Source organism: Campylobacter sp. CFSAN122748 (assembly GCF_045277125.1).
GTDB classification, from domain to species: domain Bacteria; phylum Campylobacterota; class Campylobacteria; order Campylobacterales; family Campylobacteraceae; genus Campylobacter_D; species Campylobacter_D jejuni.
Genome location: NZ_CP116953.1, coordinates 1,640,427 through 1,664,228, shown reverse-complemented (window position 1 = coordinate 1,664,228; position 23,802 = coordinate 1,640,427). Strand labels below are relative to the sequence as shown.

At 32.6% G+C, this 23,802-nt stretch carries 34 protein-coding genes and 4 tRNA genes; 29 read left to right on the top strand and 9 right to left on the bottom strand.

The window, feature by feature from the left end; genetic code table 11:
* Nucleotide 1 precedes the first annotated feature (1 nt).
* Nucleotides 2-604, top strand: a complete 603-nt coding sequence (gene leuD / locus OT390_RS08720) for a 3-isopropylmalate dehydratase small subunit (protein ID WP_002853150.1) — start codon at nt 2-4, stop codon at nt 602-604.
* On the opposite strand, the gene OT390_RS08715 is transcribed toward leuD, so the two are convergent.
* From OT390_RS08715 to OT390_RS08695, 5 genes are all read right to left on the bottom strand, one after another.
* Nucleotides 584-1,114, bottom strand: coding sequence for a GNAT family N-acetyltransferase (locus tag OT390_RS08715; protein ID WP_002867511.1), 531 nt, complete (start codon nt 1,112-1,114; stop codon nt 584-586). The genes leuD and OT390_RS08715 overlap by 21 nt on opposite strands.
* A gap of 27 nt (nt 1,115-1,141) precedes the next feature.
* Nucleotides 1,142-1,217 (bottom strand) — tRNA-Val (locus tag OT390_RS08710).
* A gap of 3 nt (nt 1,218-1,220) precedes the next feature.
* A tRNA-Ala gene (locus OT390_RS08705) sits at nt 1,221-1,296 on the bottom strand.
* 139 nt (nt 1,297-1,435) lie between these two features.
* The gene (locus tag OT390_RS08700; protein ID WP_394535942.1) at nt 1,436-2,392 is read right to left on the bottom strand and encodes a glycosyl transferase family 90; all 957 of its coding nucleotides are present in this window, start codon (nt 2,390-2,392) and stop codon (nt 1,436-1,438) included.
* Nucleotides 2,393-2,505: 113 nt separating this feature from the next.
* Nucleotides 2,506-2,593, bottom strand: a tRNA-Ser gene (locus tag OT390_RS08695).
* Between the two features lie 135 nt (nt 2,594-2,728).
* On the opposite strand from OT390_RS08695, the gene OT390_RS08690 reads away from it, so the two are divergent.
* A tRNA-Met gene (locus OT390_RS08690) sits at nt 2,729-2,805 on the top strand.
* 13 nt (nt 2,806-2,818) lie between these two features.
* Here OT390_RS08690 and OT390_RS08685 read toward each other — a convergent pair.
* The 3 genes from OT390_RS08685 to OT390_RS08675 are packed head-to-tail and all read right to left on the bottom strand — an operon-like array spanning nt 2,819 to nt 4,544.
* Nucleotides 2,819-2,917, bottom strand: coding sequence for a hypothetical protein (locus OT390_RS08685; protein ID WP_002860136.1), 99 nt, complete (start codon nt 2,915-2,917; stop codon nt 2,819-2,821).
* The gene (gene rlmN, locus OT390_RS08680) at nt 2,914-3,984 is read right to left on the bottom strand and encodes a 23S rRNA (adenine(2503)-C(2))-methyltransferase RlmN (RefSeq protein ID WP_032587514.1); all 1,071 of its coding nucleotides are present in this window, start codon (nt 3,982-3,984) and stop codon (nt 2,914-2,916) included. Before rlmN ends, OT390_RS08685 begins: the two co-directional genes overlap by 4 nt.
* A 23-nt stretch (nt 3,985-4,007) precedes the next feature.
* The gene (locus tag OT390_RS08675; RefSeq protein WP_002859707.1) at nt 4,008-4,544 is read right to left on the bottom strand and encodes a purine-nucleoside phosphorylase; all 537 of its coding nucleotides are present in this window, start codon (nt 4,542-4,544) and stop codon (nt 4,008-4,010) included.
* An 80-nt stretch (nt 4,545-4,624) separates the two neighbouring features.
* Between OT390_RS08675 and rsmA the strand changes: the two genes are divergently transcribed.
* The 24 genes from rsmA (at nt 4,625) to secY (ending at nt 18,126) form a co-directional block, all read left to right on the top strand.
* Nucleotides 4,625-5,425, top strand: a complete 801-nt coding sequence (rsmA, locus tag OT390_RS08670) for a 16S rRNA (adenine(1518)-N(6)/adenine(1519)-N(6))-dimethyltransferase RsmA (RefSeq protein WP_032586412.1) — start codon at nt 4,625-4,627, stop codon at nt 5,423-5,425.
* Nucleotides 5,394-7,388 carry a ribonuclease J gene (locus OT390_RS08665; RefSeq protein ID WP_002860132.1) on the top strand — a complete coding sequence of 665 codons (1,995 nt, stop codon included), beginning with the start codon at nt 5,394-5,396 and terminating at the stop codon, nt 7,386-7,388. The genes rsmA and OT390_RS08665 overlap by 32 nt, the downstream gene beginning before the upstream one ends.
* A gap of 35 nt (nt 7,389-7,423) precedes the next feature.
* Entirely contained in the window at nt 7,424-8,185 is a 762-nt protein-coding gene (locus OT390_RS08660) for a pseudouridine synthase (RefSeq protein WP_002853086.1), read from the top strand.
* 196 nt (nt 8,186-8,381) lie between these two features.
* The gene (rpsJ, locus tag OT390_RS08655) at nt 8,382-8,693 is read left to right on the top strand and encodes a 30S ribosomal protein S10 (RefSeq protein ID WP_002779353.1); all 312 of its coding nucleotides are present in this window, start codon (nt 8,382-8,384) and stop codon (nt 8,691-8,693) included.
* 9 nt (nt 8,694-8,702) lie between these two features.
* Nucleotides 8,703-9,278, top strand: a complete 576-nt coding sequence (gene rplC / locus OT390_RS08650; protein WP_002779987.1) for a 50S ribosomal protein L3 — start codon at nt 8,703-8,705, stop codon at nt 9,276-9,278.
* Nucleotides 9,275-9,889, top strand: a complete 615-nt coding sequence (gene rplD / locus OT390_RS08645; RefSeq protein ID WP_002783544.1) for a 50S ribosomal protein L4 — start codon at nt 9,275-9,277, stop codon at nt 9,887-9,889. The genes rplC and rplD overlap by 4 nt, the downstream gene beginning before the upstream one ends.
* Nucleotides 9,890-9,891: 2 nt before the next feature.
* Complete coding sequence (locus tag OT390_RS08640) at nt 9,892-10,173, top strand: 50S ribosomal protein L23 (RefSeq protein WP_002851441.1); 282 nt, start codon at nt 9,892-9,894, stop codon at nt 10,171-10,173.
* Between the two features lies 1 nt (nt 10,174).
* Nucleotides 10,175-11,005 carry a 50S ribosomal protein L2 gene (rplB, locus tag OT390_RS08635; protein ID WP_406611488.1) on the top strand — a complete coding sequence of 277 codons (831 nt, stop codon included), beginning with the start codon at nt 10,175-10,177 and terminating at the stop codon, nt 11,003-11,005.
* A 1-nt stretch (nt 11,006) separates the two neighbouring features.
* Nucleotides 11,007-11,288: a 30S ribosomal protein S19 gene (rpsS, locus tag OT390_RS08630; protein WP_002884204.1), complete on the top strand. Its 282-nt coding sequence runs from the start codon at nt 11,007-11,009 to the stop codon at nt 11,286-11,288.
* A 10-nt stretch (nt 11,289-11,298) separates the two neighbouring features.
* The gene (gene rplV, locus OT390_RS08625) at nt 11,299-11,724 is read left to right on the top strand and encodes a 50S ribosomal protein L22 (protein ID WP_032586410.1); all 426 of its coding nucleotides are present in this window, start codon (nt 11,299-11,301) and stop codon (nt 11,722-11,724) included.
* Complete coding sequence (gene rpsC, locus OT390_RS08620; protein WP_032586408.1) at nt 11,724-12,425, top strand: 30S ribosomal protein S3; 702 nt, start codon at nt 11,724-11,726, stop codon at nt 12,423-12,425. The genes rplV and rpsC overlap by 1 nt, the downstream gene beginning before the upstream one ends.
* A gap of 2 nt (nt 12,426-12,427) precedes the next feature.
* Nucleotides 12,428-12,853 (top strand): 50S ribosomal protein L16, encoded by a 426-nt coding sequence (rplP, locus tag OT390_RS08615; protein ID WP_002779441.1) that lies wholly within the window; start codon nt 12,428-12,430, stop codon nt 12,851-12,853.
* On the top strand, nt 12,840-13,025 hold the full coding sequence (gene rpmC / locus OT390_RS08610; protein WP_002851566.1) for a 50S ribosomal protein L29: 186 nt from the start codon (nt 12,840-12,842) through the stop codon (nt 13,023-13,025). The genes rplP and rpmC overlap by 14 nt, the downstream gene beginning before the upstream one ends.
* A 9-nt stretch (nt 13,026-13,034) precedes the next feature.
* Nucleotides 13,035-13,286 carry a 30S ribosomal protein S17 gene (gene rpsQ, locus OT390_RS08605; RefSeq protein WP_002851549.1) on the top strand — a complete coding sequence of 84 codons (252 nt, stop codon included), beginning with the start codon at nt 13,035-13,037 and terminating at the stop codon, nt 13,284-13,286.
* Nucleotides 13,286-13,654 (top strand): 50S ribosomal protein L14, encoded by a 369-nt coding sequence (gene rplN, locus OT390_RS08600; RefSeq protein WP_002779438.1) that lies wholly within the window; start codon nt 13,286-13,288, stop codon nt 13,652-13,654. The genes rpsQ and rplN overlap by 1 nt, the downstream gene beginning before the upstream one ends.
* Complete coding sequence (rplX, locus tag OT390_RS08595; RefSeq protein ID WP_002779437.1) at nt 13,654-13,887, top strand: 50S ribosomal protein L24; 234 nt, start codon at nt 13,654-13,656, stop codon at nt 13,885-13,887. Before rplN ends, rplX begins: the two co-directional genes overlap by 1 nt.
* 3 nt (nt 13,888-13,890) lie before the next feature.
* Nucleotides 13,891-14,436, top strand: a complete 546-nt coding sequence (gene rplE / locus OT390_RS08590; RefSeq protein ID WP_002851453.1) for a 50S ribosomal protein L5 — start codon at nt 13,891-13,893, stop codon at nt 14,434-14,436.
* A 1-nt stretch (nt 14,437) separates the two neighbouring features.
* Nucleotides 14,438-14,623 (top strand): type Z 30S ribosomal protein S14, encoded by a 186-nt coding sequence (locus OT390_RS08585; RefSeq protein WP_002851478.1) that lies wholly within the window; start codon nt 14,438-14,440, stop codon nt 14,621-14,623.
* 9 nt (nt 14,624-14,632) lie between these two features.
* Complete coding sequence (gene rpsH / locus OT390_RS08580; protein WP_002851353.1) at nt 14,633-15,028, top strand: 30S ribosomal protein S8; 396 nt, start codon at nt 14,633-14,635, stop codon at nt 15,026-15,028.
* 78 nt (nt 15,029-15,106) lie between these two features.
* Nucleotides 15,107-15,643: a 50S ribosomal protein L6 gene (gene rplF / locus OT390_RS08575; RefSeq protein ID WP_002851302.1), complete on the top strand. Its 537-nt coding sequence runs from the start codon at nt 15,107-15,109 to the stop codon at nt 15,641-15,643.
* 9 nt (nt 15,644-15,652) lie between these two features.
* Nucleotides 15,653-16,009 (top strand): 50S ribosomal protein L18, encoded by a 357-nt coding sequence (rplR, locus tag OT390_RS08570; protein WP_002785535.1) that lies wholly within the window; start codon nt 15,653-15,655, stop codon nt 16,007-16,009.
* 11 nt (nt 16,010-16,020) lie between these two features.
* The gene (gene rpsE / locus OT390_RS08565) at nt 16,021-16,464 is read left to right on the top strand and encodes a 30S ribosomal protein S5 (RefSeq protein ID WP_002779428.1); all 444 of its coding nucleotides are present in this window, start codon (nt 16,021-16,023) and stop codon (nt 16,462-16,464) included.
* A 4-nt stretch (nt 16,465-16,468) separates the two neighbouring features.
* Entirely contained in the window at nt 16,469-16,861 is a 393-nt protein-coding gene (gene rplO / locus OT390_RS08560; RefSeq protein WP_032586407.1) for a 50S ribosomal protein L15, read from the top strand.
* Entirely contained in the window at nt 16,861-18,126 is a 1,266-nt protein-coding gene (secY, locus tag OT390_RS08555; RefSeq protein ID WP_032586405.1) for a preprotein translocase subunit SecY, read from the top strand. Before rplO ends, secY begins: the two co-directional genes overlap by 1 nt.
* 27 nt (nt 18,127-18,153) lie before the next feature.
* Here secY and OT390_RS08550 read toward each other — a convergent pair whose 3' ends face one another.
* Nucleotides 18,154-19,425, bottom strand: a complete 1,272-nt coding sequence (locus tag OT390_RS08550) for an MFS transporter (RefSeq protein ID WP_002902893.1) — start codon at nt 19,423-19,425, stop codon at nt 18,154-18,156.
* Between the two features lie 194 nt (nt 19,426-19,619).
* Between OT390_RS08550 and topA the strand changes: the two genes are divergently transcribed.
* From topA to OT390_RS08535, 3 genes are read left to right on the top strand one after another with little or no spacing between them, the layout of a single operon-like run.
* The gene (topA, locus tag OT390_RS08545; protein ID WP_394535944.1) at nt 19,620-21,722 is read left to right on the top strand and encodes a type I DNA topoisomerase; all 2,103 of its coding nucleotides are present in this window, start codon (nt 19,620-19,622) and stop codon (nt 21,720-21,722) included.
* Between the two features lies 1 nt (nt 21,723).
* The gene (locus OT390_RS08540; protein WP_002866830.1) at nt 21,724-22,560 is read left to right on the top strand and encodes a biotin synthase; all 837 of its coding nucleotides are present in this window, start codon (nt 21,724-21,726) and stop codon (nt 22,558-22,560) included.
* Nucleotides 22,541-23,716 (top strand): cation:proton antiporter, encoded by a 1,176-nt coding sequence (locus OT390_RS08535; protein WP_032586400.1) that lies wholly within the window; start codon nt 22,541-22,543, stop codon nt 23,714-23,716. The genes OT390_RS08540 and OT390_RS08535 overlap by 20 nt, the downstream gene beginning before the upstream one ends.
* The last annotated feature ends 86 nt before the right edge of the window (nt 23,717-23,802 follow it).

Below are 23,802 nucleotides of genomic sequence, written 5' to 3'. Positions count from 1 at the left end.
TATGCAAAAATTTATTATACACAAAGGTATAGCTTGTCCTTTAGAATATGCCAATATAGACACAGATCAAATTATACCTAAGCAATTTTTACTTGCAGTGTCTAAGCAAGGTTTTGGCAAGCATTTGTTCCATGATTTGCGTTATTTAGATGATAAAGAAAGTGTTTTAAATATGGATTTTAATCTCAATAAAAAAGAATATCAAAATAGCTCTATTTTGGTGAGTTTTGAAAATTTTGGTAGTGGCTCTTCAAGAGAGCATGCGCCTTGGGCTTTGGTTGATTATGGTATTAGAGCTATTATCGCACCTTCTTTTGCGGATATTTTTAAAAACAATGCCTTAGGAAACGGTTTGCTCACTATAGAACTTGCTAAAGATGAGGTTTTGGAAATAGTTGATGAGTTAAAAAAATCCCAAGATAAAAATATAGAAATTTCTTTGTTGGAAAAAAGAGTATTTTTTAAAGATAAGATTTTTTCTTTTGATTTAGATGATTTTCACAGAATTTGTCTTTTGGAAGGACTTGATAATATAGCTTTAACTTTAAAACATGAAGCACAAATCAAAGCCTATGAAAAAAACTCAAAAAGCTTTTTGGTTTAGAATTTTTTCATAAGCTAAAAAAGGATCTTGGTAATTAGGTATGTCAAAGTTTCCACAAAAATTAAAATCAAGCTTTTTAAAAAGCGAATTCATAGGAAAATTTTTACTATGAGTATCTGCTCTTAAACTTGCCTTGTGATTTTCCAAGGCAAAATTTTCGCAAAAATTTAAAAGTTTTTGTGCCACGCCTTTGCCTTTTGCATTTTGTTTGACAGCTAAACGGTGTAGATAAAAGGCTTTATCATCATAATTTTTGTTAAAAATAACTTGTTTGTAAAATTCAGGTTCAAATTTTTCATTGATACAGATAAAGCCTAAAATTTCATCATTTTCTTTAAACACATAAAGTTCTTGTGCTTGTATATCTTCTTGAAAAACTATTTCATTGGGATAATTCTCATCCCATTGGTGAAAATTCATAGCTTTCATAGCATTTAAAGCATCTTTTGTGATTTCAAGTATAGAATTTAAATCTTTATTGACGGCTTTTTGTATGATAGTGTTTTGCATGATAATCCTTTGTATAAGGAAGGGTGATGGTGGCTCCGATTGGACTTGAACCAACGGCCACTACCATGTCAAGGTAGTGCTCTACCAGCTGAGCTACGGAACCATATGGTGGAGCATAGCGGGTTCGAACCGCTGACCCCAACGCTGCCAGCGTTGTGCTCTCCCAGCTGAGCTAATGCCCCTTTATAAGTCTGAGATTTTATCGCAATATTACTTGTTTTTGGCTGAAAACTAAAATCAAATTTTTAATTTATGATGTAATATATGTATAAAAAGATTTATTTTTTATGAAAAATTAGAGAATTAATGAGAGTAATTTTACTATTTGATTAATTCTAAAATATCTCTTTTTTTGTTAAGTTCAAGCTGTCTAGAATAATAAAAATATTTGGTCAAAACCAAAATTCCTATATGGAATTCTTTTTTCTTATCTAAAAATTTCTTAATATATTGATGAGCATTATTAATAATTTCCAATGCATCTTTTGGGCGACTTTTAAAATATTCAATTACTGCTGACAAATTCTCATTATCAATCAAAGCAAAGTGATAATTTGGTTTTAAAGTTCCTTCCATAAACCAAGTTTCGCAAGTTATTTTTGGAGCTAAAACTAAAGAATTAGAATTCATAGCCCATTTTAAGTTGCTTGCTACATCGTTACCCTCTAAAGAAATTATAAATTTATATTTCATTTGTTCTTTTTTGTTTAAAAAGTTTTTTTTCCATTGGCTAGGTTGTTTTGAAGTATCTCCTATATCGCAAAAAGTTCTACCAAAATAAGAATCAAAAAATTCTTTTCGATGATTTTGATATACTGCTCCTCTAAATATTGCTATATCCTTTTTATTTTCATAGTTTATGTTATCTTTTAAAAAGCAAAAGTGCCTATTTTTATCAAGTTTTAATAAAATATTATTTATATTATTTTCCAAAGATCTCGATTTGCAAATAGTTACTTCTTTAAAAGTATGTCTTACATCGCCAAATTCTTTATTCCATAAAAATTCATCTTTGAAGTATTTACTGACTTCATAAGCATCAAAAGCATAAGAGGTGCTTTTAAAAGGAAATTTTCCTATTTTTTCCTTTGCTGTAGGTGTAAAAAATTCATTTATTTGATTATAATATTTAACTCGAGTTTGTATTTCTTCTAAGTCTTTAATATTGTATTTTAAAATATCATTAAAAATTTTATCTAAATTTATTTGAAAAAAATATCTTGGTATAAAAGATATTCCTATTCCTCTTAAATTCATCAAAAGTCTTGATTGTAGCATTATAAAAAACCTAATAAATAAAATTTTTAATATTTTATCAAAAATTTAAGAATTTATAAACAATAAAATAACTTTTGACAAAACAATAGTATTTTAAATATTAAAAATAAGAATGGCAGACAGGAAGGGATTTGAACCCTCGAAAGCTTGCACTTTACACGCGTTCCAGGCGTGCTCCTTCAACCGCTCGGACACCTGTCTATGAAATAAAGCGTTTATTATATCTATAAAAGCTTTAAAAATAAAGAAATTTTTTAAATATTGAAAATAAAATTATTTTTTTTAAAAATCAGAAAATTTTTAGTAAAAAGTAGTATAATTATATTTTTATTTTTAGTCAGGGTAGCTCAGCTGGTTAGAGCGCTGGTCTCATAAGCCGGAGGTCGGGAGTTCAAGTCTCCCCCTTGACACCATTAAGTGTAATAATTATTTTTTTTCTTTTGTTACTACAAAAACAATTCCACCAAAACCTATAATTACAACAGTTGTTATAAAAATGATTTCGAAAATATCTAACATCGTCATTGTTCTTTTGCCCTTTCTTTAAGCTGTCCACAAGCAGCTGAGATATCAAGTCCTTTACTTTCTCTTATAGTACAAGTTACACCTTTATTACTTAGTAAATCTTGGAATTTAATCGCATTTTCTAAACTAGGGCGTTTATATAAACTTCCTTCATGTGGATTAAAGAGTATTAAATTCACTTTGGCTTTAATGCCATTTAAAAGCTTGACTAATTCTTTAGCGTGTTCAAGCTTATCATTGATACCATCAATTAAAAGATATTCAAACATCACTCTTTTTCTTTGATCTATAGGAAATTCACGCACCGCATCCATAATCGCAGCGATATTATAAGCTTTATTGATAGGCATAAGTTCGGTTCGAAGCTCATCATTAACCGCATGCAATGATATAGCAAGTAAAACACCTAAGTTCATTTGACCTAATTCTTTGATTTGTTTTGCCAAACCGCTAGTACTGATGGTTTGACGGCGAGGACTTATAGCAAGTCCCTCATTTTGCGCTAAAATTTTTACCGCTTTAGAAACATTTTTAAGATTATCCAAAGGCTCGCCCATACCCATATATACTATATTTACACGGCGTTCATAAGGGATATTGTTTTGTTTTTTGATCCATAAAATTTGTCCGACTATCTCACCTGCACTTAAATTTCTTTTCAAACCACCCTTGGCAGTAAGACAAAAACTACATCCACTTTTACAACCTACTTGAGAAGAAACACAGATAGTATATCTCGCATGAGAAATTCTTTTGCCTTCTTCGTCTATTTTTTCTTCTTTCATAGGCAAAAGCACACTTTCTATCCTTAAACCATCAACGAGTTCAAAAAGATATTTTATACTTCCATCTTTACTTTGCTCATTTTTAACACATTTTACAGGAGAGAAATGAAAATTTTGCGCAAGTTCTAAACGTAGATCTTTTGGTAAATTTGACATATCGGAAAAATTATTGGCGTATTTTTGATAAATCCATTGATAAATTTGTTTCACACGAAACATCGGTTTGATTTTTTCTCCTAATTCTTCAGGTAAAAAATCTAAAATATTAACAAGCTCTTTCAAAATTATTTTCCTTTTTTGAATTTTTAAATATAATGATATTTTTTTAAGTATTCTTCTAATTTTTCTTTTGCCTTTTGATGATTTTTTATAAAATCTTCGTGAGCGTTTTCATTGCAAAAATTTGTTGCACACAAAATACACTCTGCATCAATATTTAAATTTTTAGCTACGCTCAAAACAGAAAAGGCTTCCATATTTTCTGCAAAAAAACCTAATTTTGAAAATTCTTTTGCTGCTTTTGAATTTTGACAAATATAATTTGAAGAATTGATTTTTATTGTTTCACGAGAAACATTTTCTTTTTCTAAGCAAATTTCATATTTTGCAGGAGTATAAAATGCATGTGAAATTTTAGAAAATTCTACATTAAAAGCGTGCGAACTTCTATAAATTTCTAAAATCTCTCCCTTATCATAAAGCCCACAAGTTCCTATAAATATAAGTTTTGATGGTTTTTCTTTGAAGCAAAGTTGACTCAAATGAAAAGCTGATTCAACCAAACCTATGCCTATAGCTTTTGCAAAAGAAAAATTTTCATTTCCACCCGCACAAACAATCATTTTGATCCTTATGAAATTTTACAAAAAATAATTCTACCTAAAAAGACTTAATTAAGAATTTTTAGATAAAATTATTTCTTATGGTTAAAGCAAAAAAACAATACGGACAAAATTTTTTAATCGATAAAAGCGTATTAGCAAAAATCATCCAAGCCATACCCAAAGAGATGAACAATATCATTGAGATTGGGCCTGGCTTAGGTGATTTAACGCAAGAACTTTTAAAAATTTCTCAAGTAAAAGCTTATGAAATCGATAATGATCTCATACCTATTTTAAAAAAGAAATTTCAAAAAGAACTTGAATGTGGAAAATTTAACTTGATCCATCAAGATGCAAGCGAAGCTTTTAATCCTAGTCTTGATGAAAAACCATATTTTTTGGTTGCAAATTTGCCTTATTATGTTGCAAGTCACATTATATTAAAAGCTTTAGAAGATAAAAATTGTCTAGGGCTTATTGTAATGGTACAAAGGGAAATGGCTGAAAAATTCTGCGCTAAAGAAGGAAATAGTGAGTTTTCTTCCTTAGGTGTTTTAAGTGCAATGATTTGCGAAAGAAAAATACTTTTTGATGTTGATCCACAATGTTTTAATCCTCCACCAAAAGTTATGTCAGCGGTGATGAGTTTGATTAAAACTAAGGATTTTGATGAACTTTGCGAAATAGAAAATTTCAAAAATTTTCTAAAAGATTGTTTTAAAGCTCCTAGAAAACAACTCTTAGGAAATTTAAAAACATATAAAGCAAAAGTTTTAGAAGTTTTAAGCACTTTTGGCTTAAAAGAAAACATCAGACCACATGAAATTTGCGTTGATTTATACCTTAAAATTTATGACAAATTAAAGGATGAATATGGACGAAAACAAAGAGATAAATAAAAACGAACAAAATCCGAACTCAAATTCAAAAAACAATAAACGCTATAAATATAAAAATCGTAGAAAAAAATTAGCTGATTCTTTGCAAAATGAAAATGATACTCCAAAAATTGATCAAAATTCCAACAAGGAAAATTCTGAAAACTCAGAAAATAAAACTGAGAAAAAAAAGAAGAAAAATCGCAATCTTCCTTCAAAACTCACAGGTAATGAAGATTGGCAAATCGCTCTTGCAGAATGCATAGAAGCTAACCGTGTTTCACATGAAAACCGCTTACACCCTTTAAAATATAATAATTCTAGCGAGCATAAAATCCGCATCACTCCTTTAGGAGGTTTAGGAGAAATTGGTGGAAATATCAGTGTTTTTGAAACCAATAAAGATGCAATTATAGTAGATATAGGTATGAGTTTTCCTGATGGAACTATGCATGGGGTAGATATTATCATCCCTGATTTTGACTATGTAAGAAAAATTAAAGATAAAATTCGTGGTATAGTGATCACTCATGCACACGAAGATCATATCGGTGCAGTGCCTTATTTCTTTAAAGAATTCCAATTTCCTATCTACGCTACACCTTTGGCTTTAGGAATGATTTCAAACAAATTTGAAGAACATGGCTTAAAAGCAGAACGCAAATGGTTTCGCCCTGTAGAAAAACGCCGTGTTTATGAGATAGGCGAATTTGATATAGAGTGGATCCACATCACGCATTCTATCATTGATGCTTCAGCACTTGCGATCAAAACAAAAGCAGGAACGATTATCCACACAGGTGATTTTAAAATTGATCAAACTCCAATCGATGGCTATCCAACAGACTTAGGACGTTTGGCACATTATGGAGAAGAAGGGGTTTTATGTCTTTTAAGCGATAGTACAAATTCGTACAAAGAAGGTTATACAAAAAGTGAAAGCTCCGTAGGGCCAACTTTTGATCAAATCTTTGCACGTACCAAAGGCAGGGTGATCATGAGTACTTTTAGTTCTAATATCCACCGCGTTTATCAAGCTATCACTTATGGTTTAAAATACGGTAGAAAAGTTTGTGTGATCGGTCGTTCTATGGAAAGAAATCTTTATACCACTATGGAATTAGGCTACATCAAACTTGATAGAAAAATTTTCATCGATGCTGATGAAGTAAGTAAATATAAAGACAATGAAGTGCTTATCGTAACTACAGGAAGTCAAGGCGAAACCATGAGTGCGCTTTATAGAATGGCAACTGATGAGCATAAATTTATAAAAATCAAACCTACAGATCAAGTGATTATTTCAGCTAAAGCCATACCAGGAAATGAGGCAAGTGTTTCTGCGGTGCTTGACTATCTTTTAAAAGCAGGAGCTAAAGTAGCGTATCAAGAATTTAGTGAAATTCATGTAAGCGGACACGCTAGTATAGAAGAGCAAAAGCTTATGCTAACCCTTACTAAGCCTAAATTTTTCCTACCAGTTCATGGAGAATACAATCACATCACCAAACACAAAGAAACAGCGATGAAGTGCGGTATCCCTGAAAGAAATATTTATCTTATGAGTGATGGCGATCAAGTAGAACTTTGCCAAAAATATGTCAAACGCATAAAAACCGTAAAAACAGGTAAAGTTTTTGTAGATAATCAAATCAATAAACAAATCGCCGATGATGTAGTTATAGATCGTCAAAAACTTGCAGATAGTGGTATAGTAGTTATTATCGCACAAATTGACAAAGCTACAAAAACACTGATCAACAAACCAAGAGTATTTAGCTATGGGCTAGTAGCTGACAAACACGATCATGCTTTTAGCAAAGATATGGCTGAAGTTTTAGGACAATTTTTCATCAATGTTAAAGATGAAGTACTCAATGATCCAAGATTTTTAGAAAATCAAATCCGCCAAGTTTTAAGAAAACACATCTTTAGAAAGATTAAAAAATACCCAACCATAGTTCCAACTATTTTTGTAATGTAAAAAAGGGCAAAAACGCCCTTTTTAAGGAAGATCAAATGAGAATTAATAAATTTATATCCCATAACACCCGCTATTCACGCCGTGAAGCCGATGAACTTATCAAACAAGGCTTAGTAAAAATAAACAACAAAATTGCCCTTTTAAGCGATGAAGTTAAATTTGATGATAAAGTTTTTGTTAAAGGTAAAAGAGTACAAAAAAGAACGCAATTTAGCGTGATAATCTACCATAAACAAAAAGGTGAAATTGTCAGTAAAAAAGACGATCGTGGAAGAAAAACTATATATGATACCTTGCCAAGACAATTTAGTACTTGGCTTAGCGTAGGTAGGCTGGATTATGCAAGTGAAGGCTTACTTTTGCTTACAGATTCTCCTGTGATTGCCGATGCTTTAATGCATAGCGATTTAGAAAGAGAATACTACCTTAAAGTTAAAGGCACGGTGAGCAAACAAGTCATCGAAGCCATGCAAAATGGACTTGAGATTAAAAATGAAAAAAAAGGCGCACATGCAAAAACTAAAATTACCTCTATGAGTTTTGCTCCTTTTATAGACTTTGAAATTTTTGGATCAAGTGGAGGCTATACTAAGCTTAGAGTGGTTATAAATGAAGGTAAAAATAGAGAGCTTAGACGCTTTTTTGGACATTTTGATCTTGAAGTCATGGATCTTAAGCGTGTTGCTTTTGGGGCTTTAGATCTTGGTATGTTGAAGGCGGGAAAACATCGTTATTTAGAAAATGGCGAATATGAAAAATTAAGAGATTTTTTAAAATTTAATGAAATAAGATATTGACCATTATATACAAAAATTTAAAAAATAATGATAATTTTTAAATTCTAAAAATTCTATTTTATCCTTTTTAAAAGGAAAATAATAGAAAAATTTCATCAAATTCCTTGACTTTGAAAACAAGATTTTATATACTCTCATTTCAATTTTTATAAATTGGTTAGTTTTTAACTAACGAGTTCTTTTTAAAGGAAATATTATGGAAAGAATTAGGCTTAAGCTAAAAGCTTATGACCATCGAGTACTAGACAGAACAGTTGCAGCAATCGTAGAAGCTGTTAAAAGAACAGGTGCGGATATTAGAGGTCCGATACCAATGCCTACTAAAATCAAACGCTATACAGTTTTAAAATCTCCACACATTAACAAAGATTCTCGTGAGCAGTTTGAAATAAGAATTCACGCGCGTATGCTAGATATAGTAGCAGCGACTCCAGATACAGTTGATTCTTTAACGAAGCTTGATTTAGCGCCAGAAGTAAGCGTTGAAGTAAGAGCTATGGGTAAGTAAGGATAAGATATGGAATATATTGTAGAAAAAATTGGAATGAGCAGAACAATTACTAATCCAAGTATCGCTGTAACTTTACTAAGAGTTGTAAATGCAAAAGTATGTGAAGTTGAAGGCGGAAAGGCTTTAGTAGCATATCCAAAAGGTAAAGCAAGTAATAAATGTGTCGCAGGACAACAAAAAAAATACAATCTTTCTGCAGAATACAATAGATTTGCGACTTTAGAAGTAGCAAATACTGAAGCAGGAGATTTAGATGAAACTCCATTAAATGAAGCAAAAATTTTAAAAGTAAGCTTTAACACTAAAGGTAGAGGTTATAGCGGTGTTATGAAGAGACATAACTTCGCAGGGGGTCCAGCAAGTCACGGTTCTAGATTTCATAGACGCCATGGATCTATTGGTAATAGAGAATGGCCAGGTCGTGTTCAACCAGGTATGAAAATGGCAGGACACTATGGAAATACTAAAGTGACCGTTAAAAACGAAGTTGTATCTTATGATGCTGAAAATAAAATTTTAGTAGTTAAAGGTGCAGTACCAGGTTATAATGGTGCTATGGGTAAAATAAGGATTGCAAAATGAGTAAAGTAGTTGTTTTAAATGATAAATTAGAAAAAGCAGGTGAACTTGATTTACCTTCAAAATATGCGGAAGTAAATCCACACAATCTTTACTTGTATGTAAAATCTTACCTTGCAAGTTTAAGAGCAAATACAGCTCATACTAAAGGTAGAAGTGATGTAAGTGGTGGTGGTAAAAAACCTTGGAGACAAAAAGGTCGTGGCGGTGCTAGAGCGGGTTCAACAAGAACTAACGTTTGGGTAGGCGGTGCGGTTGCTTTTGGTCCAACAAATGAAAGAAACTACTTCCAAAAAGTAAATAAAAAACAAAAAAGATTGGCGCTTGAAAGAGCTTTAGCAGATAAAGCAGCTAAAGGTGTGTTATTTACTGCTGATTCTTTGGCTATTGAAAGTGGTAAAACAAAAGATGCAAACGCTGTGATTAAAAAACTTGGCGTTAAAGATGCTTTAATCGTTAAAGATTTACTAGATGAAAAAACACTTTTAGCTTACAGAAATTTAGCAAATTGCTATGTAGTTGATGTAACTGAAGTAAATGCTTATTTAGTATCTGTATTTAATGCTGTTATTATGGAAAAATCAGCGTTAGAATCTATTACAAAAGAGGGATAATTATGGCAGATATTACTGATATAAAGACTATACTTTACACAGAAAAAAGTTTGAATTTGCAAGAGCAAGGTGTCGTAGTTATTCAAACTTCGCCAAAAATGACTAAAACAGGCTTAAAAGCGGTTTTAAAAGAGTATTTTGGTGTAACTCCAAAAAGCATCAATTCCTTAAGAATGGATGGAAAAATTAAGCGTTTTAGAGGTCGTTTAGGTCAAAGAAACAATTACAAAAAATTCTATGTTAAGCTACCTGAAGGTGTTAGCTTAGAAAATACGGAGGCTTAAGATGGCAATTAAAACTTATAAACCATATACTCCAAGTAGAAGATATATCACAGGTTTAAGTTCTGAAGATATTACAGCTAAACCAAGTGTACGCTCACTACTTGTTAAACTTCCAGCACACGCAGGTCGTAACAGCTATGGAAGAATTACAAGTCGTCATAAAGAAGCGGGTGCTAAAAAACTTTACAGAATTATTGATTTTAAACGTCGTAAATTCGGTATAGAAGGTAAAGTAGAAGCGATCGAGTATGATCCATACAGAAATTGTAGAATTGCTTTGATTGCTTATAAAGATGGGGAAAAAAGATATATTCTTCAACCATGTGGATTAAGCGTTGGTGATATCGTTGCAGCTGCTGAAAGCGGACTTGATATTAAACCAGGTAATGCAATGAAACTTAAAAACATTCCTGTGGGTACTATTGTTCATAATGTTGAGTTAAAACCAGGTAAAGGCGGTCAAATGATTCGTTCTGCGGGTGCTTATGCACAACTTATGGGTAAAGAAGAAAAATATGTTATTTTAAGACTTGCAAGTGGTGAAATGAGACAAGTTTTGGCTGAATGTATGGCAAGTATCGGCGAAGTTGGAAATGAAGAATGGGCTAATATAACTATCGGTAAAGCAGGTAGAAATCGCCATAGAGGTATCCGCCCACAAACTCGTGGTTCAGCTATGAACCCAGTAGATCACCCGCACGGTGGGGGTGAAGGTAAGAAAAATTCAGGCCGTCATCCAGTAACTCCATGGGGTAAACCAACCAAAGGTGCGAAAACTCGTCGTAAAAAAGCTAGCGATAAGCTAATAATTTCAAGAAGAAAAGGAAAGTAAGATGGCTAGATCACTAAAAAAAGGTCCTTTTGTTGATGATCATGTAATGAAAAAAGTCATCGCTGCTAAAGAGGCTAATGATAATAAACCAATTAAAACTTGGTCAAGAAGAAGCACAATTACTCCTGATATGATAGGACTTACATTTAATGTTCATAATGGTAAAAGCTTTATTCCAGTTTATATTACTGAAAATCACATCGGTTATAAGCTTGGTGAATTTGCTCCAACACGCACATTTAAAGGGCATAAAGGCTCTGTGCAAAAGAAAATTGGTAAGTAAGGGATAAGATATGAGTAAAGCATTAATTAAATTCATAAGATTATCTCCAACTAAAGCAAGATTGATTGCTAGAGAAGTTCAGGGGATGAATGCAGAATTAGCTATGGCTAGTTTAAAATTTATGCCAAATAAAGGTGCAAAATATATCGCAAATGCAATTTCAAGTGCAGTAGCAAATGGTGGCTTTGAAGCAAACGAAGTGGTTGTAAAAAGTTGTCGTGTTGACGCAGCTGCGGTATTAAAAAGATTTAGACCAAGAGCTAGAGGAAGTGCAAGTCGTATTAGAAAACCAACTTCACATATTTTAGTAGAAGTGGTAAAAGCGGAAGTGAAAGCTGAAGAGAAAAAAACAGTAGCTAAAAAAACTACTACAACAAAAGCTCCAGCTAAAAAAACAACAAGCACTAAAAAAGCAACAGCGAAAAAGGAAAGCTAATGGGACAAAAAGTTAATCCAATTGGTCTAAGACTAGGAATCAATAGAAACTGGGAATCAAGATGGTTTCCAACTAAAGCAAATTTAGTAGAAAATATCGGTGAAGATTACAAAATCAGAGCTTTCTTAAAAAGAAAACTTTATTACGCAGGAATTAGCCAAATTTTAGTAGAAAGAACTGCTAAAAAACTTCGCGTTACTGTAGTTGCTGCAAGACCAGGTATCATCATCGGTAAAAAAGGTAGTGATGTTGATAATTTAAGAAAAGAATTGCAAGATTTAATCGGTAAAGATGTAAATATCAATATCAAAGAAGAAAGAAAAGCAGGAGCTTCAGCTCAACTTGCTGCTGAAAGTGTTGCAACTCAACTTGAAAAAAGAATTGCTTTTAGAAGAGCAATGAAAAAAGTAATCCAAGGTGCGCAAAAAGCAGGTGCTAAAGGGATTAAAGTTTTAGTTTCCGGTCGTTTAGGCGGTGCTGAAATGGCAAGAACAGAATGGTATCTTGAAGGACGCGTTCCACTTCATACTTTAAGAGCAAAAATCGATTATGGTTTTGCAGAAGCTAGAACTACTTATGGAAACATAGGAGTTAAAGTATGGATCTTTAAAGGTGAAGTATTGCACAAAGGTATGCAACCTGAAAAAACTGAAGAAAGTGCTCCAGCTAAAAAGCCAAGACGCACAAGAAGGGGTAAATAATCATGTTAATGCCAAAAAGAACTAAATATCGCAAAATGATGAAAGGGCGTAACAGAGGTTATGCTAATCGTGGAACAGAATTTACTTTTGGTGAATTTGCATTAAAAGCAACTGAAGCAGGACGCATTAACTCACGCCAAATCGAAGCAGCGCGTATCGCTTTAACTCGTTTTGTTAAAAGACAAGGAAAAACTTGGATTAGAGTTTTTCCAGATAAGCCTTTGACAAAAAAACCTTTAGAAACTCGTATGGGTAAAGGTAAAGGTGCTGTTGAGGAATGGGTAATGAATATCAAGCCAGGTCGTATTATTTATGAAATGGCAGGAGTAAGCGAAGAAATGGCAAGAGAAGCATTGACTTTAGCTATGCATAAACTTCCATTTAAAACTAAGTTTGTTACAAGAGAGAGCCAAAATGAAATATACTGAGATTAAAGATAAAACAGCAGCTGAGCTTGCAACAATGCTAAAAGAAAAAAAGGTGCTTTTATTCACTTTAAAACAAAAGCTAAAAACAATGCAACTTACTAATCCAAAAGAGATTAGCCAAGTAAAAAAAGACATTGCTAGAATAAATACAGCAATTAACGCTTTAAGATAAGGATAGAAAATGGCATTTAAAAGAGAAATTCAAGGCGTTGTTGTTAAAATCGCTGGTGAAAAAACCGCAAGTGTTTTGGTTGAAAGAAAAGTGGTTCATCCAAGATATAGAAAAATTGTTAAACGCTTTAAAAAATATCTAATTCATGATGAGAGAAATGAAGTTAAAGTGGGTGATACTGTTGTTGCAGTAGAATGCAGACCACTTTCAAAAAGAAAATCATTTCGCTTAAAATCTGTATTAGCTACAGGAGTTGAGTAATGATTCAAAGTTTTACAAGACTTGCAGTTGCTGATAATAGCGGTGCAAAAGAATTAATGTGTATCAAGGTTTTAGGGGGTAGCAAAAGAAGATACGCTACCGTAGGTGATGTAATCGTTGCATCTGTTAAAAAAGCTTTACCAAATGGAAAAGTTAAAAAAGGTCAAGTGGTAAAAGCGGTTATCGTTAGAACTAAAAAAGAAATTCATAGAGATAATGGTTCTTTGATTCGTTTTGATGAAAATGCTGCGGTTATTCTTGACAACAAAAGAGAGCCTATCGGAACTCGTATCTTTGGGCCAGTGGGCAGAGAAGTTAGATATGGTGGCTTTATGAAAATCGTTTCACTAGCACCGGAGGTATTATAATGGCGGTTAAATTAAAAATCAAAAAAGGTGATAGCGTTAAGGTTATCACAGGTGATGATAAAGGTAAAACAGGTAAAGTTTTAGCGGTATATCCAAAAACACTTAAAGTGGTAGTTGAAGGATGTAAAATCGCTAAAAAAGCTATTAAGCCGAGTGAGAAAAACCCAAATGGTGGTTTTATCAATAAAGAAATGCCAATGGATATTTCCAATGTGGCAAAAGTTCAGGAGTAAGCGATGATGAGATTAAAAGAAAAATATAATCAAAGCATTAAACCTGCATTGGTTAAAGAATTTGATATTAAAAATCCTATGCTTATCCCTGTGATCGAAAAAGTAGTTATCAGCGTAGGTGCTGGTGAGTTGGCTAAAGATCAAAAAGTATTGCAAAATGTTGCAGATACTATTTCTTTAATTGCAGGACAAAAGGCTGTGATTACTAAAGCTAAAAAATCAGTTGCAGGATTTAAAGTTCGCGAAGGTTTTCCTGTGGGTGTAATGGTAACTTTAAGAAAAGAAAATATGTATGCTTTTCTTGATAAATTAATTTCTATTGCTTTGCCAAGGGTGAAAGACTTTAGAGGTTTAAGTAGAGATGGTTTTGATGGACGCGGAAACTATAACTTCGGTCTTGATGAGCAGTTGATGTTCCCAGAAGTGGAGTATGATAAAATTTTAAGAACTCATGGTATGAACATTTCTATAGTTACAACAGCACAAAATGACAAACAGGCACAAAAGTTATTAGAACTTATCGGTGTGCCATTTACAAAAGGAAAGTAAGATGGCTAAAAAATCAATGATTGCAAAAGCGGCACGCAAGCCTAAATTTAAAGTTAGAGCTTATACAAGATGCCAAATTTGTGGGCGTCCGCATTCGGTTTATAGAGATTTTGGAATTTGCAGAGTTTGCTTAAGAAAAATGGGCAACGAAGGTTTGATTCCAGGTCTTAAGAAAGCAAGTTGGTAAGGATAAAATATGATAAATGATATTATTTCAGATTCACTCACTCGTATCAGAAATGCAGGAATGAGAAAGCTTGAAACAACCAAGCTTTTACATTCTAAAGTTGTAGAAGCTTTAGTTGGAATTTTTCAAGCTAAGGGCTATATTGAGAGTTTTAATGTTATTGAAGAAGATAAAAAGAAATTTATCAATGTAGTTTTAAAATACGATGAAAAAGGTAAGAGTGTTATCAATGAGCTTAAAAGAATTTCTAAGCCTGGTCGTCGTGTTTATAAAGGTAAAGATGAAATCAAGCGTTTTAAAAATGGTTATGGTACTATCGTAGTTAGCACAAGTCATGGCGTTTTAGCTAATGATGAAGCTTATAAAGCAGGTGTTGGCGGCGAAATTTTATGTACCATTTGGTAAAAAATCTGCTTTTTATGGCATTGGGTATCCATTCTTTTAAAAAAGTAGAAATATCCTAGACAAATAAAAAGGAAAAATATGTCTCGTATAGGTAAACAACCGATTGCTATTCCAGCAGGAGTAGAAGTAAAATTAGAAGGAAATTTGCTTAAATTTAAAAAAGGAAATTTAGCAAAAGAACTTGATACTAAAGCAAATGTAAATGTTGAGATTAAAGATAATAATATTCTTTTTTCTCCAAAAGGTGAAGACAGACAAAGTAGAGCTTATTGGGGAACTTACAGAGCTTTAGCTTACAATATCGTTGTAGGTTTAACTCAAGGTTTTTCAAAAACTCTTGAAATCAATGGAGTTGGTTATAAAGCAGCTTTAAAAGGTAAAGTTTTAGAACTAAGCCTTGGTTTTTCTCATCCTATTAATTATGATATTCCAGAAGGAATTGAAATTGTAGTGGATAAAAATACTATTGCAGTTAAAGGAAGTGATAAACAAGTTGTAGGTCAAGTTGCTGCTCAAATTCGTGAATTTAGACCACCAGAGCCATATAAAGGAAAAGGCGTTAAGTATTCTGATGAACGCATTATCCGCAAAGCTGGTAAGACATCTAAGAAGTAAGGGTAGAATATGAGAGCAAATGTATTAAAAAGAAAATTAACTTTAAGAATCAAAAGAAAAAAAAGAATTAGAGCGAAAATTTCAGGTTGTGAAAATTTTCCAAGAATTTCTGTATTTAAATCGAACAGAACTCTATATATCCAAGCGATTGATGATGTAAAAGCTGTAACTTTAGCAGCAGTTGATGGACGCAAACTTGGCGTTAAAGCAAATAAAGAAGGTGCTAAAAAAATCGCTGCTGAATTTGCTAAAACTTTAAAAGCTAAAAAGATAGAACAAGCTGTTTTTGATAGAAATGGTTATGTATATCATGGTGTTATCGCAGCATTGGCTGAATCTTTAAGAGAAAATGGCATTAGGCTATAAGGGGTAAATCGATGGAAAAATATAATAGAGAAGAATTTGAAGAAGTAATCGTCGATATCGGCAGAGTTACTAAGGTTGTTAAAGGTGGTAGAAGATTTAGATTTACTGCTTTAGTTATTGTTGGAAACCGCAAAGGTTTAGTAGGTGTTGGTTATGGTAAGGCTAAGGAAGTTCCAGATGCCATTCGTAAAGCTGTTGACGATGCGTTTAAAAATATCGTTGAAGTTAAAACTAAAGGCTCAACTATCGCTCACGATGTAGAGGTGAAATACAACGCAAGTAGAATTTTACTTAAACCAGCTAGCGAAGGTACAGGAGTTATCGCAGGTGGTTCTACACGCCCTATCGTGGAACTTGCAGGTATTAAAGACATCTTAACCAAGTCTTTGGGTTCAAATAATTCAGCTAATGTGGTTCGTGCTACAATCAAAGCTTTAACAATGTTAAAAGGATAAGAAGATGAATTTAACAAAAGCAGCGGGTTCAACGCATAAAACTAAAAGAATTGGCCGTGGTCAAGGTTCTGGCATGGGTAAGACTGCTACTAAAGGGGGTAAAGGTCAAACTGCTAGAAAAGGTTATAATGACAAAAGAGGTTTTGAAGGGGGTCAACAACCACTTCAAAGAAGACTACCAAAAGTAGGTTTTACTTCTAAAATTCAAAAACCTTATGTGATCAATGTTGAAAAAATCACAGCTGTAAAAGAGCTTAGTGAAATTACATTTGAGAGCATTAAAAGTGTTCACAAAATTTCAAAATCTGTGAATAAAATCAAATTAATTGGTGCAAGTGCAAAAGACTTAGTATCAAAAATCAAAGACGAGAATATTAGCGTCACCGGATCAAAATAATGAATAGAGCATTGACGAATAAGATTTTAATCACCTTAGCATTTTTATTTGCTTATAGGGTTCTGGCTTATGTGCCAGTTCCTGGCGTCAATGCTGATGTGATTGCGGAATTTTTTAATAACAATCAAAACAATGCTTTGGGTTTATTTAATGTTTTTAGTGGTGGAGCGGCTGAACGCTTTTCTATCATTTCTTTAGGTATTATGCCTTATATTACTGCTTCTATTATTATGGAGCTTCTTGCAGCAACTTTTCCAAATATTGGTAAGATGAAAAAAGAGCGTGATAGTATGCAAAAATATATGCAAATTATCCGTTATGCGACTATTGTGATTACTTTGGTTCAAAGTATAGGCGTTGCTATAGGTTTGCAAAGCTTGCACGGTCGTGGTGGTGCAGGGGCTATAATGGTAGAAGATTTAAATATGTTTATCGCACTTTGTGCTATTTCTATGCTTGCTGGAACTATGCTTTTAATGTGGCTTGGCGAACAAATCACACAAAGAGGTATAGGAAATGGTATTTCTTTAATCATTTTTGCAGGTATTGTTTCAGGTATTCCAAGAGCGATTTCAGGAACTGTAGGACAAATCAATTCAGGCGAGATGAATTTCTTAACCGCTTTTGCAATTTTTGCTTTGATTTTAATCACCATAGGCGTGATTATTTATGTAGAACTTGGAGAAAGAAGAATTCCTATTTCTTATTCTCGTAAAGTTGTAATGCAAAATCAAAACAAACGCATTATGAATTATATTCCTATTAAACTCAATCTTAGTGGGGTTATTCCACCGATTTTTGCTAGTGCGATTTTGATGTTTCCAACAACAATTTTACAAACTAGTACAAATCTTTATCTACAAGCCATTAATGACTTTTTAAATCCAAATGGTTATTTGTTTCATGTTCTAACTTTCTTGTTTGTAATTTTCTTTGCTTATTTTTATGCTTCTATCGTATTTAACGCTAAAGACATAGCAGAAAATTTGAAAAAACAAGGCGGTTTTATCCCTGGAATTCGTCCAGGTGAAGGAACTTCAAGTTATCTTAACGAAGTAGCTTCTCGTTTAACTTTATCAGGTTCTATTTATTTAGGGCTTGTTGCAACCTTACCTTGGGTTTTGGTGAAATTTATGGGTGTGCCTTTTCATTTTGGCGGCACTTCTGTACTTATTGTAGTTCAAGTAGCACTTGATACGATGAGAAAAATTGAAGCTCAAATTTATATGAGTAAATACCAAACTTTAAGTGCGGTAGGTTTGTAATAAATAAAATTAGCAAGATTTTTCTTGCTAATTTATTCTAGGTTTTTGCTTTAAAAATAAAAACACAATGCACACTATAAAAATTACTATTGACCATATTAAAAAAGCATCTACAAGACCCATTTGTCTAACGATAGGTTGAGAGATAATAGGACTTAAAAATTGTCCTAAAAATATACAACTTGCTAAAATTCCATAAGCCCTAGAGCGAGCATTTTCAGGACAGATTGAAAAAAGATAAGCCGTATTATTTACAAGCATAATACCTCCGCCCATTCCAAGCAAAGCTAAGGCGATTAAAACTGTGAAAAAGCTATCTACTAAAAAAAGCAGCAAAAAAGAACAAGATACGATAAAAAGAGTTAAAACATAGATAGTTTTAATACTTAAGAATTTTATAATATATCTATAGCTTAGAGAGAAAAAACCATAACATAGTGCAGATACAGACATCGAAATACCTATATATTTAGGATCCAATCCCAAATGTTCTTCTATATAGTAAGGAAGTTGAGTTGGCGAAATATAATAAACTACCATGATAAAAAAACCTATAAAATAGATAGGGAAAAATTGCCAATAATTTGTTTTTGTTTCTATTTTTGTATGATTATAGAATTTAAATTTTCTAGGTTCAAAAAGATAAATGATAGCCATTAAGGTAATTAAAATTCCAAGTCCATATACCAAAAAAGGATAACGCCAAGAATAACTTGAAACAAATCCCGCAATAGAAATAAAAACAGCACCCCCTACTGCACAAAAAAATCCTTGAAGACTTAAAGCATTTTCTCTGCGATTAAAGCCACCACGACTATAATAATCCCCAAGCAAAGCCGAAGCGCCTGTCATTATAAAAGCAGTTGCCATACCAAAAATAGCTCTTGAAGTCAGTATAGCATAAATATCATTTAAGAAAAAGCCACTTACTCCAGAAATAGTCCAAACCACCATAGCTGGAAGAATGAATTTTAATTTGCCAAATTTATCCATTAAAATACCAGCAAATGGAGATAAAATGACAACAAAAATAGCAGGGATGGTTAAAACTAAGCGAACAAGTATATCAAGATGAGCTAATGTGAAACTTGAAGCAAGAGTAGCGCCACTTTGGGTTAAAAGTTCTTCAAAATGTCTGTTGATAGCAGGCAGAGCAGATGAAATGACCACACTTCCTAGCATAGTCATAGCAGCCATAGAAAACACAGCTGCTTTAAATCCGGACTTTTCAGTAATTTGAATTATTTTTTTATCCATTTTTGTGTCATTTGGATGAAATTTATAAGTTTTGTCATTCATAATTTTTACCTTTTTTATTTTATTATACTCCAAAAATTATGGTTTGTATTTAAAATTACTTAAAATTATATTTTATTTATTTTGTTATGATAGTTTTGTTTTTAAAATATTTTAGCTTGATTAAAATATATTTTATAAGTAGAATTTTAAATATTTTTAGCTAAATTCAGCTTTTTATTTAACAAGGGTGCAAAATGAAGAAAAATTTAATCATAGTAGAATCTCCTGCAAAAGCTAAAACCATAGGAAATTTTTTGGGAAAAGATTATGAAGTTATCGCTTCTAAAGGACATATTAGAGATTTGCCTAAATCAAGCTTTGGGATTAAAATAGAAGATGATGAATTTATCCCTGAGTATAGAATCACAAGTGATCATAGCGCCTTAGTTAAAGAACTTAAAAGCAAAGCCAAAGATGCCAAAGAAGTCTATCTTGCAACGGATGAAGATAGAGAAGGAGAGGCTATAGCCTATCATATTGCAAAAGCTATAGGAGAAGATGAAAACACCTTACCACGCATTGTTTTTCATGAAATCACTAAAAGCGCTATAGAAAATGCTTTAAAAAATCCAAGAAAATTAAACATGCACTCTGTAAATGCTCAGCAAACCAGACGTCTTTTAGATCGCATTGTAGGGTATAAACTCAGCCCTTTATTAGGACAAAAAATTCAAAGAGGACTTAGTGCTGGGCGTGTTCAAAGTGCGGCTTTAAAGATCATAGTCGATCGTGAAAAAGAAATTCGTGCCTTTGTACCCCTAGAATACTTTAGTATTGATATGATTTTTCAAAAAGATTTAGATGCAGAACTGGTTGAGTTTGACAAAGCTAAGATAGAAAAACTTACCATTACCAACAAAGATCGTGCTAAGCTTATACTAGAGGCTTGTAAAAATGAAGCTTATGCTATAAGCGACATTGAAAGCAAAGAAAGAAAAATCGCTCCGCCTCCTCCTTTTATGACTTCAACCTTGCAGCAAAGTGCCAGCAATCGCCTTGGTTTTAACCCTAAAAAAACCATGATGATAGCTCAAAAGCTCTATGAAGGAGTAAATACCCATGAAGGCGTGATGGGGGTTATTACTTATATGAGAACCGATAGTTTAAATTTAGCCAAAGAAGCAGTAGAAAATGCAAGAAAATTCATACAAGCAAATTTTGGCAAAGACTATCTTCCAAGCAAAGCAAATGTATATACTACAAAGACTAAAGGCGCTCAAGAAGCTCATGAAGCTATACGCCCTACAAATTTAAGTTTTACTCCAGAAATTTCGGCTAAATTTTTAGACAAAGATGAGTTAAAACTTTACACACTTATTTACAATCGCTTTTTAGCCTGTCAGATGAGTCCTGCTATCTCTCAAACTCAAAATGTATTTGTAAAAAATGATAGAGCAGTTTTTAAAATAAGCGGTAGAAAAATCCTTTTTGATGGATATTATAAAGTTTATGGTGATATGGATAAGGATAAAATTTTGCCAAATTTTAAAATAGGCCAAAATTTAAAAGTGCAAAATTTAGAAATGAACTCACATTTTACCGAACCACCTTCAAGGTATTCAGAAGCAGGACTTGTAAAAAAACTTGAAAGTTTAGGCATAGGTCGCCCTTCTACTTATGCACCAACCATTTCTATACTTACAAGCCGTGATTATGTAATAATAGATAAAAAACAACTCATTCCTAGCGATGTTGCTTTTAATGTAACCGAAGTGCTTGAGAAAAATTTTAGTGATATAGTAGATAGTAAATTTACTTCAAACCTTGAAAATACCCTAGATGAAATCGCAGAAGATAAGGCAGATTGGCAAGAAACTTTAAAAGAATTTTACTATCCTTTTATGAGAAAAATCGAAGAAGGAAAAACAAAAATAGCTAGTCAAAAAACTGTCACAAAACTAGGCGAAAGTTGTCCTGATTGTGGCGGAGAGCTTGCTATTAGAAAAGGGCGTTTTGGAGAATTTGTAGCGTGTTTAAATTTCCCAAAATGCAAGTATTCAAGAAATTTAAAAAGTGAAAGCAAAAACGAAAGCGAAAATACAGCCGCAAAAGCTAAAGCTAATGGTACAGGCATTACTTGTCCAAGTTGTCAAAAAGGTGAAATCGTAGAACGCTTTTCAAAACGTGGTAAATTTTATGGCTGTAGTGCTTATCCAAAATGCAATTTTATAAGCAAATACAAACCAAGTGAAGAAAAATGCGAAGAGTGTGGCGAAACTTTAGTGATAAAAGAGCTTAAAAAAGGTACATTCTTAGAATGTTTAAAGTGTAAAATCAAAAAAGAAATGAAGGATTAGAATGCAAATCATGCTTTGTGCTATTTCAAATATAGCGAGTGGAAATTGTTCAGAAGACTGTAAATACTGCACCCAAAGCGCTCATGTAAAAACAGATATTCAAAAATATCGTCGTAAAGAACTTTCACAAATCGTTTTAGAAGCAAAAATGGCAAAGAAAAATGAAGCTTTGGGTTTTTGTTTGGTTACAGCAGGACTTGGGCTTGATGATGAAAAGCTTGAGTATGTTTGCGAAGCTGCTAAGGCCGTGCAAAAAGAAGTGCCTAACTTGCTTTTAATTGCCTGTAATGGCATGGCAAGCGTGGAACAACTCAAAGAACTTAAAAAAGCAGGAATTTTTTCTTATAATCACAATCTTGAAACTTCTAAGGAATTTTTTCCACAAATTTGCACCACGCATACTTGGGAAAGTAGATTTCAAACCAATTTAAACGCTAAAGAAGCAGGGCTTATGCTTTGTTGTGGTGGAATCTATGGTATGGGTGAGAGTGAAGAAGATAGGCTAAGTTTTAGAAAATCTTTGCAAGAATTACAACCTTTTTCAACGCCTATTAATTTTTTTATAGCAAATGAAAATTTAAAACTACAAGTTCCAAGACTTAGCGCTGATGAAGCCTTAAAAATTGTTCGTGATACCAAAGAGGCTTTACCGCAAAGCGTGGTAATGGTAGCAGGTGGGCGTGAAGTGGTATTACAAGAAAGACAATATGAAATTTTTCAAGCAGGTGCTGGGGCTATTGTTATAGGGGATTATTTAACCACTAAAGGTGAAGAACCAAGTCAAGATATAATAAAATTAAAAGAAATGGGATTTACTTTTGCATCAGAGTGTCATTGATACACAGGCTTTAATCGATTTAAAAATTCTCATTGTTATAGCCTTGTGTTTGCTTTTTTCTCCGCATATTGCGAGAATTTTACGCTTGCCTCTTTCAGCTACTGAAATTATTTTAGGGGCAATAATAGCGTATTTTGGTTTCATAGGAAAAAGTGAAAATTTTGCACTTTTAGCCAATGTAGGTTTTTATTATCTAATGTTTATAGCGGGTATGGAGGTAAATTTAAGAGCCTTTTTTAATATGGAGAAAGAAGTCGCCAAAAAAAGTTTTTTTTATATTTTTTTACTTTATACTTTATCTTCTTTTATAGTATGGATTTTTGGACTTTCTTTAGTATTTGTTATCATTATGCCTGTGATGAGTGTAGGGCTTTTATCTTTACTTTTTAAGGATTTTGGAAAAGAGTGTTATTGGCTAAATATTGCTATGATAGTAGCTACTTTAGCTGAGGTGATTTCTATTGTGCTTTTGACTATAGCGGGAGCTTTTTTGCGCGAAGGAACAGGTATTATTGATGTAGCGCAAAGTATTTTATATCTTAATATCTTTTTGGGGCTTTGTTTGCTTGGATTTAAAATGCTTGGTGTGCTTTTTTGGTGGTATCCTCAGCTTAAAGTTGTGCTTATGCCATGGGAAGATAAAAATGAAAAAGATATAAGATTTTGTATGTCCATTTTTATACTGATCATTGTTGCTATGGTTATTACAAAACTTGAAATCGTTCTTGGTTCTTTTATAGCAGGTTCATTTATAGCTACTTTTTTTGATCATAAAAAAGATCTTGAGCACAAGCTTTCTACTTTTGGACACGGGTTTTTGATCCCTATTTTTTTTATCCATATAGGTTCAACCTTTGATCTTAAAATGATTTTAGATTATAAAATCGTTTTACAAGCATTTTTACTTATGTTTGTTATGGTGGGTTTAAGAATTTTATGTGCAAGTGTTTTTTTAAAAAGAATTGGTTTTAAAAATATGATTTTATTTGGTCTTAGTCATTCTATGCCTTTAACCTTGCTTATAGCAACAGCTACTCTGGGTTATTCGGGCAAGGTTATTGATGAGAAGCTTTATTCAGCACTTATTTTAACAGCGTTATTTGAGGCTGTTATTGTTATGAGTATGATTAAATTTCTTTCTAATTCTAAAAAATGAAAGTTACTTTTTTACTCAAAAAAGCAAATAAAATCTTAAAAATTTAATAATAAAAAAACTCATAATCGTCCTTTTTTGTTAGAATT

Bases quoted from the DNA above. Each gene is read 5' to 3' on its own strand.
- leuD (WP_002853150.1), top strand. From the start codon at position 2: ATGCAAAAATTTATTATACACAAAGGTATAGCTTGTCCTTTAGAATAT.
- OT390_RS08715 (WP_002867511.1), bottom strand. From the start codon at position 1,114: ATGCAAAACACTATCATACAAAAAGCCGTCAATAAAGATTTAAATTCT.
- OT390_RS08700 (WP_394535942.1), bottom strand. From the start codon at position 2,392: ATGCTACAATCAAGACTTTTGATGAATTTAAGAGGAATAGGAATATCT.
- OT390_RS08685 (WP_002860136.1), bottom strand. From the start codon at position 2,917: ATGACGATGTTAGATATTTTCGAAATCATTTTTATAACAACTGTTGTA.
- OT390_RS08675 (WP_002859707.1), bottom strand. From the start codon at position 4,544: ATGATTGTTTGTGCGGGTGGAAATGAAAATTTTTCTTTTGCAAAAGCT.
- rsmA (WP_032586412.1), top strand. From the start codon at position 4,625: ATGGTTAAAGCAAAAAAACAATACGGACAAAATTTTTTAATCGATAAA.
- OT390_RS08665 (WP_002860132.1), top strand. From the start codon at position 5,394: ATGAATATGGACGAAAACAAAGAGATAAATAAAAACGAACAAAATCCG.
- OT390_RS08660 (WP_002853086.1), top strand. From the start codon at position 7,424: ATGAGAATTAATAAATTTATATCCCATAACACCCGCTATTCACGCCGT.
- rpsJ (WP_002779353.1), top strand. From the start codon at position 8,382: ATGGAAAGAATTAGGCTTAAGCTAAAAGCTTATGACCATCGAGTACTA.
- rplC (WP_002779987.1), top strand. From the start codon at position 8,703: ATGGAATATATTGTAGAAAAAATTGGAATGAGCAGAACAATTACTAAT.
- rplD (WP_002783544.1), top strand. From the start codon at position 9,275: ATGAGTAAAGTAGTTGTTTTAAATGATAAATTAGAAAAAGCAGGTGAA.
- OT390_RS08640 (WP_002851441.1), top strand. From the start codon at position 9,892: ATGGCAGATATTACTGATATAAAGACTATACTTTACACAGAAAAAAGT.
- rplB (WP_406611488.1), top strand. From the start codon at position 10,175: ATGGCAATTAAAACTTATAAACCATATACTCCAAGTAGAAGATATATC.
- rpsS (WP_002884204.1), top strand. From the start codon at position 11,007: ATGGCTAGATCACTAAAAAAAGGTCCTTTTGTTGATGATCATGTAATG.
- rplV (WP_032586410.1), top strand. From the start codon at position 11,299: ATGAGTAAAGCATTAATTAAATTCATAAGATTATCTCCAACTAAAGCA.
- rpsC (WP_032586408.1), top strand. From the start codon at position 11,724: ATGGGACAAAAAGTTAATCCAATTGGTCTAAGACTAGGAATCAATAGA.
- rplP (WP_002779441.1), top strand. From the start codon at position 12,428: ATGTTAATGCCAAAAAGAACTAAATATCGCAAAATGATGAAAGGGCGT.
- rpmC (WP_002851566.1), top strand. From the start codon at position 12,840: ATGAAATATACTGAGATTAAAGATAAAACAGCAGCTGAGCTTGCAACA.
- rpsQ (WP_002851549.1), top strand. From the start codon at position 13,035: ATGGCATTTAAAAGAGAAATTCAAGGCGTTGTTGTTAAAATCGCTGGT.
- rplN (WP_002779438.1), top strand. From the start codon at position 13,286: ATGATTCAAAGTTTTACAAGACTTGCAGTTGCTGATAATAGCGGTGCA.
- rplX (WP_002779437.1), top strand. From the start codon at position 13,654: ATGGCGGTTAAATTAAAAATCAAAAAAGGTGATAGCGTTAAGGTTATC.
- rplE (WP_002851453.1), top strand. From the start codon at position 13,891: ATGATGAGATTAAAAGAAAAATATAATCAAAGCATTAAACCTGCATTG.
- OT390_RS08585 (WP_002851478.1), top strand. From the start codon at position 14,438: ATGGCTAAAAAATCAATGATTGCAAAAGCGGCACGCAAGCCTAAATTT.
- rpsH (WP_002851353.1), top strand. From the start codon at position 14,633: ATGATAAATGATATTATTTCAGATTCACTCACTCGTATCAGAAATGCA.
- rplF (WP_002851302.1), top strand. From the start codon at position 15,107: ATGTCTCGTATAGGTAAACAACCGATTGCTATTCCAGCAGGAGTAGAA.
- rplR (WP_002785535.1), top strand. From the start codon at position 15,653: ATGAGAGCAAATGTATTAAAAAGAAAATTAACTTTAAGAATCAAAAGA.
- rpsE (WP_002779428.1), top strand. From the start codon at position 16,021: ATGGAAAAATATAATAGAGAAGAATTTGAAGAAGTAATCGTCGATATC.
- rplO (WP_032586407.1), top strand. From the start codon at position 16,469: ATGAATTTAACAAAAGCAGCGGGTTCAACGCATAAAACTAAAAGAATT.
- secY (WP_032586405.1), top strand. From the start codon at position 16,861: ATGAATAGAGCATTGACGAATAAGATTTTAATCACCTTAGCATTTTTA.
- OT390_RS08550 (WP_002902893.1), bottom strand. From the start codon at position 19,425: ATGAATGACAAAACTTATAAATTTCATCCAAATGACACAAAAATGGAT.
- topA (WP_394535944.1), top strand. From the start codon at position 19,620: ATGAAGAAAAATTTAATCATAGTAGAATCTCCTGCAAAAGCTAAAACC.
- OT390_RS08540 (WP_002866830.1), top strand. From the start codon at position 21,724: ATGCAAATCATGCTTTGTGCTATTTCAAATATAGCGAGTGGAAATTGT.